Source organism: Mesorhizobium sp. P2_E7 (genome assembly GCF_056403855.1).
In genome coordinates this window covers 320557-333905 of the sequence record NZ_JBFUER010000002.1, presented here as the reverse complement: position 1 = coordinate 333905, position 13349 = coordinate 320557, and the positions used below count along the sequence as shown (strand labels likewise).

The window sequence follows — 13349 nt, the reverse complement described above, 5'->3', positions numbered from 1 at the left end:
CCAGCAATCTCAGTTCTTGACGTGCTCGCCGGGATAGGCGCCCCAAACCTGCGACTGGGCGATCCAACCGGTGTGCCCGTCGAAGGTCATCTCGCACCACTGGCCATCGCAGGTTTTGATCGTGCCCGTCACGCCCGGCTCGATGATGGCGATGACGCTGGCGTCCTTGTCCGCATCGTCGAGGAGATTGATTCGGCCACCCTTGCTGCGCTGCCACGGCGCCACGATCGCGGTGCGGCGGCCCGACAGCAGCGACTGGTTGATCCAGCCTTCCGATCCATCGGCGTCGCGCACGCGCCGCCATGTGTCGAATTCCTGGATGATCTCCATCGGCAGGCCGGCCTTGGTGTACATCCAGTCGACGGAATAGTTGGCGCCGGGGCCGACGCGCGAGTTGACGCGGGCCGATTTCAGGCTGACGAAGCGCGGCAGCGGCAGGCCGCTCGGACCGAGCGTGACCGTCTGCACTGGTGCGGCAGCACCTTGCGCCGCGGCGTGCGGGGAATGCAGGAGAGCGCCGAGAAGCGCTGCGCTGAGGACCAGGCGAAGCGACGCGAAACCAGACACTTTCGTTCCTTTCGGCGCGTGCCCTTTGGCCATCGCGCCCCTTTTTCTTTGTCTTCGGCGGCACCGCTTGTTACAGGAGTGGCAGGCACCGCGACCGGTATTCAGTTTCGCCTGTCTTGGTTAAAGAGGTCTCAACGAGATCGGGTTCGAGGAAACAATGGCAGGCAAAAAACGGCCTCTCGTCGTCATCACGCGCAAGCTCCCGGATCCGGTCGAGACCCGCATGCGCGAACTCTTCGACGCCAGGCTGAATGTCGAGGACAGGCCGATGACTCAGCCGGAGCTGGTCGCGGCGGTCAAGGAAGCCGATGTGCTGGTGCCGACCATCACCGACCAGATCGACGCGGCGCTGATTGCCCAGGCCGGCGACAATCTCAAGCTGATCGCCAATTTCGGCAATGGCGTCGACAAGATCGACGTGGAGGCGGCAGCCAAGAAAGGCATCACCGTCACCAACACGCCCAACGTGCTGACCGAAGACACCGCCGACATGACCATGGCGCTGATGCTGGCGGTGCCGCGCCGGCTGGCGGAAGGCGCCAATGTGCTGACCGGCGACAAGAAATGGGCCGGCTGGTCGCCGACCTGGATGCTCGGGCGTCGCATCTGGGGCAAGCGGCTCGGCATTGTCGGCATGGGCCGCATCGGCACCGCGGTCGCCAGGCGCGCCAAGGCGTTCGGCCTGTCGATCCACTACCATAACCGCCATCGCGTGCTGCCGGCGGTCGAGGAAGGGCTGGAGGCGACCTATTGGGAAAGCCTCGACCAGATGCTTGCCCGCATGGACATCATCTCGGTCAATTGCCCGTCGACGCCGGCCACCTTCCATCTTCTGTCGGCGCGGCGCCTGGCGCTGATGCAACCCACCGCTTACATCGTAAACACCGCCCGCGGCGATATCATCGACGAGGAGTCTCTGGTCAAGCTGATCCAGGACGGCAAGATCGCCGGCGCTGGCCTCGACGTCTACGAGCACGAACCGGCGCTGAACAACAAGCTCTTGAAACTCGCCGCCAAGAACAAGGTGGTGCTGTTGCCGCATATGGGTTCGGCGACACTCGAAGGCCGCATCGACATGGGCGAGAAGGTGATCATCAACATCCGCGCCTTCTTCGACGGCCACCGTCCGCCGGACCGCGTACTGCCACTGCGGACCTGAACCGAGAGCAATTCCAGGAAAAGTGTGAAGCGGTTTTCTGTCCGGAATTGCGTGAAAGCAAAAACAGCGGCTCTCAGGCAGCGATGGCGCCGTCCGCTGTGACGCTCACATTCTTGCCGCGATAGGCCTCGAACGCATTGCGCCCGAGTTGCAGTGCCACCGGGGTCTCCCAGCCCATCTCTCGCGCGACGATCAAGCCGAGCAGCAGGATCGCGTCCGGCTCGTGCAGCACGAGGGCGGCCGGCGCATGGCCATTGTGGACGAGCTCCATCAGCACGGCTGAGGCCGAGGACGAGCCGATCGTGCCAGGCAGGAACAGCACACGTCCGGCTATGCTCTCGCCATGCTGTGGGTGACGGACGTCGGCGATGCGGCCGCTCTTCGGATCGACGCCGCCCCAGAAGCTGATGGGCGCGGTCAGCACCAGGGCTGCGCCTTCACCGCCGCTGCCGCTCACCAGGATTTCCGCGACGGTGCTCATGCGGCGATATCCGTAAAGCGCGGCTTACCGGTGACGGCGCTTTCGACGCAGTCGGCCAGCGAGCCGTAGAGAACGGCGTAGCCTGTATTGCCCGGCGCATATTGCGCGAATTTTCCCGAATTGGTCATCAGAACGCCGTTGCCGAGCTCCGGCAGGATCGGCGTCACCACAACACAGGTGTCGGCGACGATGACCACGCCGCTCGCCTCGAGTGTTTTGCGCTGGCCATTCCGTTCGAGCGTCGTGAGCACATGGCGCCCGGTGCAAGCGTAAATCGGCACGTGAAGCCGCCGGCCGCCGATCAACCGCTCCAGCACGTCGAATTCGGCCGAAGACAGATGCGGGCTGCCGATCGCCACCGCATCGATGGCGTCCAGCGTGGCTGCCGTGGATAGGCTGGAACGGGCCTTCGCGGCCATCTCCGGCGTGACGCGGATCACCGTTTCCGGCCTGCCGCCGGCCAGGATGGTTTCGGCGTCGGGCGCCTCCGGTGTCACGCCGGCAATGTGGAAGAGGCCGACAGCGCCTGACGATGCCGCCGCCGCGCCGAAGGCTTTCAACGCATCCTCGCCGGGATGGTGGGACACGCCGGCAACCACGCCGACCGCATTGCCCACCTCGCGGCCATAGAGGCTGCCCAGCACCGGCCAGGCGATCTCCGAACCAAGGAAGGAGGCGGAGAGGCCGGACACATCGAACACCAGCCGCGCCTGCCGGTTCTCGACGCGGTGCAGGCCGTAGTCCGGCGCCCGGCCCGATATGGCGCAGGCGATATCGAGGAAATCGCCATAGCGGTTGGTGCGGGCGCCCAGCACCGAATTGCAAAACACCACGGCATTGGATTCGCCCCAGGCGACGTCGCTGCCAAGCGCCGGCCTGTGTCCGGCCTGATAGGGCGCGCAGGTCCAGCTCTGCTCGCAGCCCAGCTTGCGGTAGGCCTCCATCATCCGCCGCGCCATGCCGCGCGCCGGCTCTTCGAGGCGCACACGCGAGCAGCCCATCAAATCGAGCGCGCCGACATTGAGCGTCGAGCGCACGGCGACGCGCGCGCCGCCTTCGACCAGCCTTTCGGCAAACAGCGTGCCGGAATCGCCGTGATAGAGCGCGCCGTCTATATGCGCCGAGGCGATCGGGATCAGCCGCGGCGCACCCAGCAACGCAGCACTTTCAGCAACGATGCGCATGGCCATAGCCGCGCCGTCACGGCCCGAGGCGATTGCCTGCTCCTGCGCGCTGAGGGCGAGGCTCACTTGAGCTCCTTGCGCATGGTGATCGAGGTTGGCCGATCATAGCCCTGATGCGCGGTGCGCGCTGTTTCGCGAAAGCCGAGACGGGCAAAGGTCGCGTGATTTGCCGTGAGTTCGATCCGTGTCTGCAGTTCGATGGCGGGCTTGTTGCGGCTGCGGGCAAAATCCTCGACAGCCTGCATCAATTGCCGGCCGATGCCTCGTCCCTGAAATTCAGGATCGACGGCGAGCTTGCCGACATAGAAATGGGCAGTTCTCTCAAGCGCGAAGATACAGCCGTCGATCCGGCCGTCCTGCAGCGCCAGGAACACCGTTTCCCGGCCGGCCTTGTCTCGCAGGCTTTCGACGCTCAGCAGATGCGCCGAGGATGGTGGGTCGATGACCCCGTCCATCGGCGCAAAGGCCCGCATGATCAGGCCAAGCAGCTCGTCCCAGCGATCGAATCCGGGAGCAAGCTGCGTGATGAAGACGCCGGTAGGTCGGTCCATGCGCTCAGCTTCTCTTGTAGCGGATCGTATCGAAGCGCGCCGACAGCGCATCGTAGAGCAGCAGCCTGCCGACCAGCGGTTCGCCGATGCCGGTGATCAGCTTGATCGCCTCCATCGCCTGCAGCGTGCCGATGACGCCGGTCAGCGCGCCGACGACGCCGGCCACCGCGCAGGACGGCACCAGCCCTTCCGGCGGCGCCTCGGGGAAGAGGTCGCGATAGCTAGGGTTCGGTTTGCCGTCGGCACCGGTCTCGAACGGTGTCAGCACCGTCACCGTGCCGTCGAAGCGGCCGACAGCGGCATGTACCAGCGGCCGCTTCTCCGCGGCGCAGGCATCGGCCACGACATAGCGCGTGTCGAAATTGTCGGAGCCGTCGACAACGATGTCATAGCGAGCAATGAGGGCAGCGGCGTTCTCGGCCGTCAGCCTGAACTCGTGCAGTTCCACCGCGACATGGGGATTGATCCGGGCGATCGCCGCTTTGGCGCTTTCGGTCTTTGCCGCGCCGACCGTGTCGGTGGCGTGGATCACTTGCCGTTGCAGATTGGACAGCGAGACGATGTCGTCGTCGACGATGCCGAGCGTGCCGACGCCAGCGGCAGCAAGATATTCCAGCACCGGCGCGCCGAGCCCGCCCGCGCCGATGACCAGCACCCGCGCCCGCTTCAGCCTCTGCTGGCCGGCGCCGCCGATTTCCGGCAGCACGATGTGGCGGGCGTAACGCTCAAGCTCTTCGTCGGTGAGGGCGGCATGGGTCATTGCGGGACCTTACAGCGGGCAAAAAACCTTGTCAGGTGTCTTCGGTTGGCCCAACCGTGCCGTGGTCGACGGTGAGGAACTGCGCGCGTCCCCTCAGGCTGGAAAACAGCGCGGCGTCGGTTCCGGTCATGAAGGCCTGGCAGTTCAGCTCTTCCAGGATCGAGAACAGCGCGGCGCGCCGGCCGGCGTCGAGATGCGCGGCGATCTCGTCGAGCAGCAGGATGGGCGTCATCCCCGACATTTCGCCGGTCAGCCTTGCATGCGACAAAACGATGCCGACCAGCAGCGCCTTCTGCTCGCCGGTCGAGCAGAGTTCGGCCGGCATCGCCTTGGGGCGGTGGCGCACGAGGAGATCCGAACGATGCGGGCCGTCCAGCGTGCGCCCAGCGGCGCGGTCGCGTTCGCGGCCATCGGCGAGGGCGGCGCGATAGCGTTCCTCGACATCGACTGCTGGCGAAGTGGCCACATCGCTTTCCAGGTCGCCGAACAGGCTGATGTCGGCCTGCGGAAACGGTCCGCTGGAAGGCAACCGATCGATCATCGCGGCTAGCAGGCGCACAAGTTCGGCGCGCGCGGCGGCGATCGCCACGCCGGTCTCGGCCATTTGCATCTCGATGGCGTCGAACCAGGCGCCGTCACGCGAACCTTCCGTAAGTAAACGGTTACGCCCGCGCATCGCCTTCTCATAATCGATCGCGCGCTGGCCATGGCCGGGATCGATCGCCAGCACAAGCCGGTCGAGAAAACGCCGGCGGTCGGCGGCCGGACCGGGGAACAGGCCGTCCATGGCCGGCGTCAGCCAGACGACGCGAAGCCACTCCAGCATGGCGTCGGCCGAGCGCGCCGGCGCACCGTTGATGCGCACCTTGCGGCCGCCCTCGCCGGCGGCCTCGCCACCGGTGATGCCGGTGCCGATCTCGACCTGACCCTCTGGCCCGTCTAGCCTTGCATGCAGCGCAAAGCCGCCATCGCCACCTTCGCGCGCCACGTCGGCGTAGGGCGCGCGGCGCAGGCCGCGGCCCGGCGTCAGCAGGGAGATGGCTTCCAGGAGATTGGTCTTGCCGGCGCCGTTGTCGCCGGAAAACACCACGGCGCCCGGAGAAAGGTCGATCGACAGCGCCGCATAGTTGCGGAAATTCGTAAGTGTAAGCTTACTTATATGGCTTTGCTGGGGCAACCGCTATCCGCCTGTAGAAGTCGCCGCAATCGTCACGCCGAAAGGTTTGCCGCAGCGCGGCTACACCCGCATCGGCATCAGCACGTAGAGCGCGGTCTCGTCGGCCATGTCGTGGATCAGCGTCGGCGAACCGGCATCGGCCAGCATGAATTTCGCTTCCGTGCCCGTCAGTTGCGCGGCGACGTCGAGCAGATATTTGGCGTTGAAGCCGATCTCGATCGGGTCGGACGAATAATCGGCCGCCAGTTCCTCGGTGGCGCTGCCCGAATCCGGATTGTTCACCGCAAGCGTCACCTGTCCTTCGGTGATCGAAAGCTTTACCGCGCGGCCGCGCTCCGAGGAGATGGTCGAGACGCGGTCGACGGCTGCGGCGAAACTTTGCCGGTCGATGATCAGCTTCTTGTCGTTGCCGGTCGGAATGACGCGCTGATAGTCCGGGAAAGTGCCGTCGATCAGCTTCGAGGTCAAAACCACGCTGCCGATGGTGAAGCGGATCTTGGTGTCGGACAATTCGGTGGTCACCGCGACATCCGGGTCGTCGACCAGCTTCTGCAATTCGCTGACGGTCTTGCGCGGAATGATGATGCCCGGCATGCCTTCGGAACCCGCCGGCGCGTCGATCTCGGCGCGCGCCAGGCGATGGCCGTCGGTCGCCACCGAACGCAGCTTCAGCTTGCCGCCGGTCTCATGCGTGTGCAGGTAGATGCCGTTCAGGTAATAGCGCGTCTCCTCGGTGGAGATGGCGAACTGGGTCTTCTCGATCAGGCCTCTCAAGGCGACGGAATCGAGCCGGAAGATATGCGAGAAGGATCCGGCCGAAAGCTCGGGGAAATCGGACTGCGGCAGGCACTGCAGGCGAAAGCTCGAGCGGCCCGACGTCACCGTCATGGCGTTGCCGTCCTCGTCGGTTTTCAGCATCACTTCGGCGCCGTCGGCGAGCTTGCGCACGATGTCGTAGAGCAGGTGCGCCGGAACCGTCGTCGCCCCGCCGCGCTCGACTTTGGCGGGTGTCGCTTCGGTCACTTCGAGGTCGAGATCGGTGGCTTTCATTTCAAGGCTGGCGCCCTCGGCGCTGAGCAGCACGTTCGACAGGATCGGTATGGTGTTGCGCCGTTCGACCACGCGATGAACGTGGTTGAGCGACTTCAGGAGATTTGACCGTTCCAGGATAACACGCATGACGAAACAGGCTCGCTTGAATGAATGAACGGGTCACCAGTGGGCGGCGCCCCCGCGAAAGGTCTGAACAGGCTCAGAATCTATGCAAACTGACAGGAAAAAGCCAATAAACGCAAGCCCGCGCCACGGGTTCGCGCCGGTTACGCGGGCTTTCTGGGGATAAAGCGGGCGAAGCCCGCAAACCGATGCATGTCGCCCAAAAGTGCACAACGGTTTTGGGACAACGACATGCATCAAAAAGGACTATGTCGCCCAAGTGCGCAGCGGTTTTGGGGCCACGACTTGCATCAAAACAACAATTTTGAGCGCGCCGACCGAATGCTCTAAAATCCGGCGCGCTCCGTTTCCCGAGCCGCTCAGGCCTGGTCGTTGATCAGCCGCCTGAGCAGTTCCAGCTCCTGCGCCAGCGTGTTGTCGACGCCGGAAAGGTCCTCGATCTTGCGCACAGCATGCAGCACCGTGGTGTGATCGCGGCCGCCGAAACGCCTGCCGATCTCCGGCAGCGAACGTGGCGTCATCACCTTCGACAGGTACATGGCGACCTGCCGGGGCTTGACGATGGTGCGCGTGCGCCGGTTGGACAGAAGCTCTGTCTTCGACACATTGTAGTGGCGCGCCACGATGCGCTGGATGTCCTCGATGCGCACTCGCTTCGGCTCGCCCGAGCGATAGATATGGCCGAGGATTTCGTCGATGCGGTCGATGGTGATCGCCGGCTCGAATGATTGACGGAACAGAAGCTGGTTGAACGCGCCCTCCAGTTCACGCCCACTGCCGGTCACCGTGCGGGCGACATGGTTGAGGATCTCCTCCGAAATGTTGAGTGACGCATCGTCGACCTTGGCTGTAGCAAGCCGCAGCTTGAGCATGCCGATGCGCATGGCGAAGTCCGGCGCCGACATTTCTAGCGCGACGCCGCCATTGAGGCGCGAGCGCACGCGCGGCTCCAGCGATTCCAGTTCCGACGGCGGCCGGTCGGCGGCAACCACCACCTGCTTGGCGCTGTCGAGCAACATGTTGATGAGATGGCAGAATTCATGCTGGATCGACTTGCCCTGCAGGAACTGCATGTCGTCGATGATCAACAGGTCGATGTCGCGCAGCTGCTCCTTCAGCGTCAGCGCATTGTTGTCGCGGATCGCGGTGGCGAAGCGCCACATGAAATATTCGGCCGTCAGGTAGACGACGCGCGATTTCGGGTTCTGTTTGAGCGACTCGGCCGCGATCGCCTGCAAAAGGTGCGTCTTGCCGAGCCCGACGGTGGCGTGGAGGAACAGCGGATTGAAGCGCACCGCGCTCGACTGCGATTCCGCCACCGCTTTTGCGGCGGCGAAAGCCACCCGGTTCGACGGGCCTTCGATGAAGGAGCCGAACGTGTAGCGCGGGTCGAGCGGCGACCCCAGCACATTGTGCCGGAACTCGGCCTCGATCGGCGTGCCGGGGCGAGGGGCGGGCGCCCGCTCCACCCGGCCTGGACCCGCCGTGCCGGCCGCCAGTGCGGTCTGCGTCTGCTTGGTCATCTTGCGCGCAGGCACGGCTTCGGGCTCGACGCCATTGCGGGCCGGACGGGTCGCGGTGCGCACGACGATCTCGATCTTCAGGACCTCCGGATCCTCGTGCTTCCACAGATCGGCGATGAGATCGAGGTAGTGACCATTGATCCACGAGCGCAGGAAGGCCGTGGGCACCGAGATGCGTACAATGCCCCGGGAAGCCTCCGCCACCTTCATCCGTCCGAACCAGCTCGAATAGACCTCGGTTCCCAGACGCGCCTTCAACTGGGCCTTGACCCGGTCGAACTTCTGTTCCGCGTCGCTGGAAGCCGCCACGTCGTGCGCTCCGACCAATGTTCCAGGAAATGGCAGGTCGCCCGTAAGCTCCCGCTCGATGCCGCTCTGCATGATTGTGCGTCCCTTGTTCTTCTGTACCTTTTTTCCGCCGGGAGTGCGCCTCCTGCACCCATGTTTCCGACGACCGTATCTTTGCTACAACACCGCCGCCGCCGCCGGCGGATGACGTTGCCTCGTCAGCAAGGGATCGGTCCCGGCTGCTTAAAGCCAGTCCGTCTGACATGTTTGGGCAAAGCAACGCCACCCGGCGAAAACGCCGGTGCGCCATCGACCTGCCATGTACAAATTACGCCAGTCCCCTACCGCATCGAAAAGACAAACCATACCCGTTCGCGGAATTGATCCGCGTCATGAATTCTGCCACTGTGAGCTGGCCGATTCAGGCTGGGTTATGGGCTAATGGCCCGTCCCTTTCGATAGATCGACATTAGCGAAATCGCTGTGGATAGGGCAAGGCCACCTCTAACGGATTTTTAAGGAATCTGGTTACTGATGAAGGGTTCGGGACCCGTCCTGGAACCGCAGATTTTGACAAAGCCATTGTGATTCAAACCCTTTTGCCGCGAATGTGAAAATGGCTGTGCGGTTTGAAATTTTCTGAAATAATTCGCTTGACACCAACTTGTCGCCTGTCGCCCACAGGCTATGTGAACAAGCTGTGGATCACTTCCAGCAAGTCATTGAAAAATATCAGTAATTTGTGCCAGCCAAATTTATTGGCATGGGCCATTTTGGCGGATTGGAATATCACGGGGAGCGTATGTGCCGGCAAACCATTCCGAACTCTGGAATGCAGGCTGAGTGTGCTTTGCGGGCGTTCTTTTTAAGTGCTTGCCGGCAAACGAAAAAACCCGGCGCGATTGGCCGGGTTTCAAAGAACGACAGTTTAGGAACAGTCGATCAGGCCGACAGTACCTTGAGGCGGTGAGCCAGACGCGACACCTTGCGCGATGCCGTATTCTTGTGGATCACGCCCTTGGTCGCGGCGCGCATCAATTCCGGCTCTGCCGCCTTGAAGGCTTCCAGCGCGGCTGCCTTGTCGCCGGCAGCCAGTGCCTCTTCGACCTGGCGGACATAGGTGCGCACGCGCGAGCGGCGGTTCTTGTTGATCGCTGCGCGGCGGGCGATCTTGCGCGTTGCCTTTTTGGCCGAGGAGGTATTGGCCATGGTGCCTCTCTTCTGATCTGGTGGGCGCATGCGGGATGCCGCAGGGCGCAAAAAACAAACGGGCAGCCAACGGCCGCCTCGGTTGGAGCGGCTTATAGTTCAGCTTTCCCGGCACGTCAACGCCGCTTTGGCTTCTTTTTGGCCCTCGTTGCCGCAGTCCTAGCGGTTGGTGAAATTCGGCTTCCGCTTCTCGGCAAAGGCCGCCATGCCTTCCTTCTGGTCGTCGAGCGCAAACAGCGAGTGAAACAGCCGGCGTTCGAAGCGCAAACCCTCAGCCAGCGTCGTCTCATAGGCGCGGTTGACGGCCTCCTTGGCCATCATCACCGAGGGCAGCGAAAACTCCGATATTTTGGCCGCGGCCTTAAGCGCTTCTTCGATGAGGTCGGCAGCGGGTACGACACGCGACGCCAGGCCGGAACGCTCAGCCTCCGCGGCATCCATCATCCGCCCGGTCAGGCACATGTCCATGGCCTTCGCCTTGCCGACAAAGCGGGTGAGCCGTTGCGAACCGCCCATGCCGGGAATGACGCCGAGCGTGATTTCGGGTTGGCCGAACTTGGCCGTATCGGCGGCAATGATGAAATCGCACATCATCGCCAGCTCGCAGCCGCCGCCCAGCGCATAGCCGGCGACCGCCGCGATCATGGGCTTGCGCGTGCGTGCAAATTCCTCCCAGCCGACGAAAAGATCCTGCACATAGGCGTCGGCGTAGGCGATGGCCTGCATTTCCTTGATGTCGGCGCCCGCCGCAAAGGCTTTCTCGGAACCGGTGATGACCATGGCGCCGATGTCCGGATCGGCGTCGAACCCCTTGGCCGCCGTCAATATGTCCGCCAGCACCTGGGCATTCAGCGCATTGAGCGCCTTGGGCCGGTTCAGCGTGATCAGGCCGACCTTGCCACGCGTCTCCACGATGATGGTTTCATAGCTCATGGGCTGGCCTCCTCGTTCCGGCATTGAAGAGACCGGTCTAGCTCACCGCTGACAGGTCCGGCAATAGAAGGTCGAACGGCCGCTTTGCACGATGCGCTCGATGTGGCCGCGGCAGCCAGGCGTCAGGCAGGGCTCGCCCTCGCGATCGTAGACCGCGAAGGAATGCTGGAAATAGCCCAGCGACCCGTCAGTGTGCACATAGTCGCGCAGCGACGAGCCGCCGGCGGCGATCGCATCGGCAATGACCGAACGGATCGCTTCCGCCAGACGCTCGCTCTGCTCCTTGGCCTTCTTGCCGGTCCCGGCAATGGTGCCTGCTTCGCGCAGTGGCGACAGGTGGGCGCGCCACAGCGCTTCCGACACATAGATATTGCCAAGCCCGGCAATCAGCTTCTGGTCGAGCAGTGCCGCCTTCAGGGGTGTTTTGCGATCCTTCAGCAGCGACGCCAGCAGGGCGCCGTCCAGCGCGTTGCCGGTCGGCTCGATGCCCAGGCCCGCCAGCATTGGATGTGCGTCGGCCAGCCCTTCGGCAAACAGCATGAAGCCGAAGCGGCGCGGGTCGTTGAAGATCACACGAGATCGGGCGCCGGCTTGCGAGGAGACGTGGAACACGACATGGTCGTGCTTGGCATCCTTCGAGCGCTCGTTATGGAACGCACCCGGCGTCTGGCTGTCGTCGGCCGTTTCGATGCGGAACGAGCCGGACATGCCGAGATGGCAGATCAGCACCGGACCGCCATCCATATGGATGGTGAGATATTTGGCGCGGCGGCCAAGCGCGGTGATGGTCTTGCCGGTCAGCCGCTGCGCAAATTTGGCTGGAAACGGAAATCTGAGATCGGGCCGGCGTGCCTCGACGCGCACCATGCGCGCGCCTTCCAGAACCGGCTGCAGGCCACGCCGGACCGTTTCGACCTCAGGCAGCTCAGGCATGGCCGCCTATCGTCGCATGGAAGGAGGTGCCGTGACGGCCGGGCGCCAGCGCGAGATGCTCGGCCACGGTCTCGCCTAGATCGGCAAAGGTGGTCCTGAGCCCGATGTCGCCGCCGGTGAGGCCCGGTGCGATGCCGATCACCGGGATGCGTTCGCGCGTGTGGTCGGTCCCGCGCCATGTAGGGTCGTTGCCATGGTCGGCGGTGAGGATCAGAAGATCGCCCGGCTTCAGTTTCGCCAGCGCCTCCGGCAGCCTCCGGTCGAAGGCCTCGAGGGCCGCCGCATAGCCGGCAACGTCGCGGCGGTGGCCGAACTCGGTGTCGAAGTCGACGAAATTGGCGAACACCAGGTCGCCGTCGCCGGCATCGTCCATCGCGCCCAGCGCCTTGTCGAACATCGCCATGTTGCCGGGCGCCTTGCGCACTTCCGAAATGCCGCGATGGGCGAAGATGTCGCCGATCTTGCCGATCGCGATGACCCGGTTGCCGCGCCCGGTCAGCCGGTCGAGCAGCGTCGGCTCGGGCGGTGGCACGGCGTAGTCATGACGGTTGTAGGTGCGCTCGAAAGTGGCCGGTGTTTCGCCAAGGAAAGGCCGTGCGATCACCCGTCCGATTTTCAGCGGGTCGACCAGCCGGCGCACCGTCTTGCAGAACTCGTAGAGCCGTTCGAGGCCGAAATGAACCTCGTGCGCCGCGATCTGCAGGACGGAATCGACCGAGGTGTAGCAGATCGGTTTGCCGGTGCGGATATGCTCCTCGCCGAAGCGCTCGATGATCTCCGTGCCCGGCGCATGGCAATTGCCGAGAATGCCCGGCACCTTGCCCTCGCGGATCATCGCTTCGGTCAGTTCGGCAGGGAATGCGGGCACCGTATCGGGGAAATAGCCCCAGTCGAAGCGCACCGGCAGGCCGGCTATTTCCCAGTGACCCGACGGCGTATCCTTGCCGCTCGAAATCTCCTGCGCGGCGCCGTGGAAAGCGGAGGCTGAAACAGCGTCGGCCTTGCTGGCGAACCGGAAGCCGGTTGCGGTTTCAGCAGCGCGACCGAGCCCCAGTGAAACCATGTTGGGCACCAGAAGCGGCCCCTTGCGCAGGCCTTCGCGATCGGCGCGGCCTTCCGCGCAGGCCTTTGCGATATGTCCGAATGTATTCGAGCCGGCGTCGCCATAGCGTTCGGCATCGGCGGCGCCGCCAATGCCGAAAGAATCGAGAACGAAGAGGAAAGCGCGCGCCATCGGTGCCGTCATTGCCAGTCTGGGTGACCAGACATAAGGTCCTGTCGCGGCATTGGCAAATCGGAAACCAGGCGGCAATGGCCAGGCGCCATGGTCGCGACTGCGGGCAGGCGCGCTGTACGCATCCTTGCGGGATGCGACGCGCTTCGAGGAACGGCGGTACGAGGCATGAAA

13 protein-coding genes are annotated in these 13349 nt (G+C 64.0%); 1 reads left to right on the top strand and 12 read right to left on the bottom strand.

Annotated elements, in window-relative coordinates; all coding sequences use genetic code 11:
- Positions 1-9: 9 nt before the first annotated feature.
- Positions 10-567, bottom strand: a complete 558-nt coding sequence (locus tag AC1DYC_RS18640) for an SH3 domain-containing protein (protein WP_477279423.1) — start codon at positions 565-567, stop codon at positions 10-12.
- Between the two features lie 157 nt (positions 568-724).
- Here AC1DYC_RS18640 and AC1DYC_RS18635 point away from each other — a divergent pair, with 157 nt between their 5' ends.
- Positions 725-1726: a 2-hydroxyacid dehydrogenase gene (locus AC1DYC_RS18635; protein WP_477408817.1), complete on the top strand. Its 1002-nt coding sequence runs from the start codon at positions 725-727 to the stop codon at positions 1724-1726.
- Between the two features lie 73 nt (positions 1727-1799).
- Here AC1DYC_RS18635 and AC1DYC_RS18630 read toward each other — a convergent pair whose 3' ends face one another.
- From AC1DYC_RS18630 to AC1DYC_RS18580, 11 genes are all read right to left on the bottom strand, one after another.
- Positions 1800-2207, bottom strand: coding sequence for an aconitase X swivel domain-containing protein (locus AC1DYC_RS18630; protein WP_477408815.1), 408 nt, complete (start codon positions 2205-2207; stop codon positions 1800-1802).
- Positions 2204-3457: an aconitase X gene (locus tag AC1DYC_RS18625; protein WP_477408813.1), complete on the bottom strand. Its 1254-nt coding sequence runs from the start codon at positions 3455-3457 to the stop codon at positions 2204-2206. The genes AC1DYC_RS18630 and AC1DYC_RS18625 overlap by 4 nt, the downstream gene beginning before the upstream one ends.
- A complete protein-coding gene (locus tag AC1DYC_RS18620; RefSeq protein WP_477408811.1) occupies positions 3454-3942 on the bottom strand; it encodes a GNAT family N-acetyltransferase in 489 nt (162 codons plus the stop codon). The genes AC1DYC_RS18625 and AC1DYC_RS18620 overlap by 4 nt, the downstream gene beginning before the upstream one ends.
- A 4-nt stretch (positions 3943-3946) precedes the next feature.
- Entirely contained in the window at positions 3947-4702 is a 756-nt protein-coding gene (locus AC1DYC_RS18615) for a molybdopterin-synthase adenylyltransferase MoeB (RefSeq protein ID WP_477408809.1), read from the bottom strand.
- A 31-nt stretch (positions 4703-4733) separates the two neighbouring features.
- Positions 4734-5879, bottom strand: a complete 1146-nt coding sequence (gene recF, locus AC1DYC_RS18610) for a DNA replication/repair protein RecF (RefSeq protein ID WP_477300585.1) — start codon at positions 5877-5879, stop codon at positions 4734-4736.
- A gap of 60 nt (positions 5880-5939) precedes the next feature.
- Complete coding sequence (gene dnaN, locus AC1DYC_RS18605; protein ID WP_023669575.1) at positions 5940-7058, bottom strand: DNA polymerase III subunit beta; 1119 nt, start codon at positions 7056-7058, stop codon at positions 5940-5942.
- Positions 7059-7414: 356 nt separating this feature from the next.
- Complete coding sequence (gene dnaA, locus AC1DYC_RS18600; protein WP_477408807.1) at positions 7415-8959, bottom strand: chromosomal replication initiator protein DnaA; 1545 nt, start codon at positions 8957-8959, stop codon at positions 7415-7417.
- Positions 8960-9808: 849 nt separating this feature from the next.
- Positions 9809-10075 (bottom strand): 30S ribosomal protein S20, encoded by a 267-nt coding sequence (gene rpsT / locus AC1DYC_RS18595; protein WP_142868388.1) that lies wholly within the window; start codon positions 10073-10075, stop codon positions 9809-9811.
- Positions 10076-10234: 159 nt separating this feature from the next.
- Entirely contained in the window at positions 10235-11008 is a 774-nt protein-coding gene (locus tag AC1DYC_RS18590) for an enoyl-CoA hydratase (RefSeq protein WP_477408805.1), read from the bottom strand.
- Positions 11009-11050: 42 nt separating this feature from the next.
- Positions 11051-11941, bottom strand: a complete 891-nt coding sequence (mutM, locus tag AC1DYC_RS18585; RefSeq protein ID WP_477408803.1) for a bifunctional DNA-formamidopyrimidine glycosylase/DNA-(apurinic or apyrimidinic site) lyase — start codon at positions 11939-11941, stop codon at positions 11051-11053.
- Positions 11934-13175, bottom strand: a complete 1242-nt coding sequence (locus AC1DYC_RS18580) for a phosphopentomutase (protein WP_477408801.1) — start codon at positions 13173-13175, stop codon at positions 11934-11936. Before AC1DYC_RS18580 ends, mutM begins: the two co-directional genes overlap by 8 nt.
- Positions 13176-13349: the final 174 nt, after the last annotated feature.

Coding starts and splice junctions, on each gene's coding strand:
- AC1DYC_RS18635 (WP_477408817.1), top strand. CDS start 725: ATGGCAGGCAAAAAACGGCCTCTCGTCGTCATCACGCGCAAGCTCCCG.
- AC1DYC_RS18630 (WP_477408815.1), bottom strand. CDS start 2,207: ATGAGCACCGTCGCGGAAATCCTGGTGAGCGGCAGCGGCGGTGAAGGC.
- AC1DYC_RS18620 (WP_477408811.1), bottom strand. CDS start 3,942: ATGGACCGACCTACCGGCGTCTTCATCACGCAGCTTGCTCCCGGATTC.
- AC1DYC_RS18615 (WP_477408809.1), bottom strand. CDS start 4,702: ATGACCCATGCCGCCCTCACCGACGAAGAGCTTGAGCGTTACGCCCGC.
- dnaN (WP_023669575.1), bottom strand. CDS start 7,058: ATGCGTGTTATCCTGGAACGGTCAAATCTCCTGAAGTCGCTCAACCAC.
- dnaA (WP_477408807.1), bottom strand. CDS start 8,959: ATGCAGAGCGGCATCGAGCGGGAGCTTACGGGCGACCTGCCATTTCCT.
- rpsT (WP_142868388.1), bottom strand. CDS start 10,075: ATGGCCAATACCTCCTCGGCCAAAAAGGCAACGCGCAAGATCGCCCGC.
- AC1DYC_RS18590 (WP_477408805.1), bottom strand. CDS start 11,008: ATGAGCTATGAAACCATCATCGTGGAGACGCGTGGCAAGGTCGGCCTG.
- mutM (WP_477408803.1), bottom strand. CDS start 11,941: ATGCCTGAGCTGCCTGAGGTCGAAACGGTCCGGCGTGGCCTGCAGCCG.
- AC1DYC_RS18580 (WP_477408801.1), bottom strand. CDS start 13,175: ATGGCGCGCGCTTTCCTCTTCGTTCTCGATTCTTTCGGCATTGGCGGC.